The sequence below is a fragment of the Okeania sp. genome (assembly GCF_983059655.1).
The window spans coordinates 1-2,605 of the sequence record NZ_CEZPJD010000529.1 but is presented as its reverse complement, the minus strand read 5'-3'; the positions used below and the strand labels follow the sequence as shown (position 1 = coordinate 2,605).

The 2,605-nt window shown below is 40.4% G+C and carries 2 protein-coding genes; one reads left to right on the top strand and one right to left on the bottom strand.

Translation table 11 applies throughout. The annotated features are described in order from the left end of the window. Positions 1 to 444: 444 nt before the first annotated feature. On the bottom strand, positions 445 to 942 hold the full coding sequence (locus AC3DU7_RS23480) for an HNH endonuclease (RefSeq protein ID WP_488041716.1): 498 nt from the start codon (positions 940 to 942) through the stop codon (positions 445 to 447). A gap of 381 nt (positions 943 to 1,323) precedes the next feature. On the opposite strand from AC3DU7_RS23480, the gene alr reads away from it, so the two are divergent. Next, complete coding sequence (alr, locus tag AC3DU7_RS23475; protein WP_488041715.1) at positions 1,324 to 2,565, top strand: alanine racemase; 1,242 nt, start codon at positions 1,324 to 1,326, stop codon at positions 2,563 to 2,565. The last annotated feature ends 40 nt before the right edge of the window (positions 2,566 to 2,605 follow it).

The window sequence follows — 2,605 nt, the reverse complement described above, 5'->3', positions numbered from 1 at the left end:
AGAAGGCAGAAGGCAGAAGGGAAAATTGCATGGAGATTGCTTCCCCAAACAATTTTGAACACTGCGAGTGACGGTGGAGTATTAAACCCATAAAGGAAATGATAATCAAATTTTTGTTAGAGATTAATGCAGTGCAAGTTCTATGCAAAACTATAAATACCACTTTATGTAATAAAAGTCAATTTTAATCAAAATACTAATAGACATCTTCTCCAAAAGAGGGAGTAGGCAGTAGGGAGGTTGCATGCAATCTCCCTACATAGTAGAGGGAAAGAATTAATAATTTGTGCGTGATAATTGATTTGATTTTTTATGACCGGAGATGCCTAATAGCAGTCGAAGAAGCTGAGAAGCTGAAAACTCAGATAAAGCCAGATTTTTTTTATGCCTTCTGCCTTGCTATTTTCGATACAAAAAACCCCTGCCTTCAGATGGACAGGGGCTTCATAAACCAATCACATATTTTTGCCATTCTTTATTCCTACCACTTTTAACGTGTTTAGTCAATTCAAAGTAAAGGCCACTATAGGGTTTTCGAGGAAGATAACGCAAAGTCATATTAGCCTCTTTTGGCGTGCGATTACCTTTACGGACATTGCAGCGAACACAAGCAGTCACAAGATTTTCCCAGGTATCGCCACCACCACGCGATCGCGGTACGACATGATCTAAGGTTAAATCATCCCCCGTATAACTACAGTATTGACAGGAATGACCATCTCGGTGCATAATGTTTCGGCGCGTCAAAGGAATATCTTTGTAAGGAACTCGGACGTAGTATCGCAGTCGAATAACTGTGGGCAAGGGAATATCTGGCAGGATATATACCCCGTTATGCTCGATCTGCTCCGCTTTATCTTTGAGCAACAGGACGATCGCTCGTCGCCAACTCGTGATATTGAGCGGTTCATAAGAAGCGTTCAACACTAAAACATTGGCCATTGATATTTCTGAAAAGATAATATTTTCTCATAGGTTAACACAATCGATCTTCGTTGGGACAAAAGTTTAGAGTTGAACAATTTTCTGACACACAAATTTAAGGTAGGGAGTAGGGAGTAGGGAGTAGGGAGTAGTTAAGAGTCAGAAGGAACGGGGAATTATAGAAGAAAAAGATAATTTTGTATTTTGGATTTTGTATTCTGGATTTTGGATTGTTTGAACTACTTGTTAATATTAACTTTTCCCTGTTCCCTGTTCCCTGTTCCCTATTCCCTGTAAAAAAAAATCTTCCCGAGCTGTAGTTGTCTAGCCTGATAATCACAATTATGGTAGCAAATAGTTTTAGACCGGAAAAGTTAATTAATTGAGGAGTGAGTCAAAATGTTAAGTTGGGAAAATGCTTCTTTTAAAACTCTAGTAGCAGAAAGCTTAAATCAGGACTCTATAGGAAGTGATGTTTATGGAGGGATTTGTCAAAGAGCTTGGGTAGAAATTAACGACCGGGCATTGGCCTATAATGTGCGACAGCTGAAGAGTATTCTATCCGCAAAAACTAAATTAATGGGAGTAGTTAAAGCAGATGCTTATGGCCATGGAGCGTGTCAAGTATCTCAAACTATTTTAGAGGCAGGTGCAGATTGGTTGGCAGTCGCAACAGTGCCAGAGGGAATAGAGTTAAGGTTAGCTGGAATTGAAGCACCTATTTTAATTTTAGGGGCAACAGACAGACCAGAGCAAATTCAAGCGATCGCTCACTGGCAACTTCAACCAACTATCTGTACCCCTCAGCAAGCTTTAGTTTTTTCAGAAACTCTTTCCCATTACACTCAAGGAATGCCAGTGCATCTGATGCTGGATACAGGAATGTCTCGGTTAGGAATGCCTTGGCAAGAGGCAGTAGAATTTGTACAATTTGTCCAAGGATTACCAAATTTAAAAATTGCAAGTATTTATTCTCACCTAGCTACCGCAGATAGTCTTGACCAAACAGTAATGAGAAAGCAGCATCAAAGATTTGAGGAAGCAATACGTTCGTGTCGTATTGATGGAGAAGATTTTTCTAGTGATGTACAACTTCATTTTGCTAACTCGGCAGCAACTTTAACTGACTCTGCTTTTCATTACGATATGGTGAGAGCGGGTTTAGCTCTTTATGGTCTCTATCCAGCACCTCATTTGCATCAGAAAGTTGATTTAAAACCGGCAATGCAGGTTAAAGCTAGAGTTACACAGGTCAAAACTATTGAGGCAGGTACTGGTATTAGTTATGGTTATCAATTTATTGCTAAAAAGCAGATGCGTTTAGCGGTGGTAGGTATTGGTTATGCTGACGGTGTACCTCGTAATCTTTCTAATAAAATGAAAGTTATTGTGCGCGATCAATTGATTCCTCAAGTGGGAGCTATTACTATGGATCAATTAATGTTGGATGTGAGTGCTATTCCCGATCTAGAAACAGGTGAAGTGATAACTTTATTAGGAGAGCAAGGTAAGTATCAAATTTCTGCGGAAGACTGGGCAAATACTTTAGGAACTATTTCTTGGGAAATTCTTTGTAGTTTCAAGCATCGACTACCTCGCGTAGGAGTAGGGGAGTGGGGGAGTGGAGGAGTAGGGGAGTAGGGGAGTGGGGGAGTGGGGGAGTAGGGGAGTGGGGGAGTAG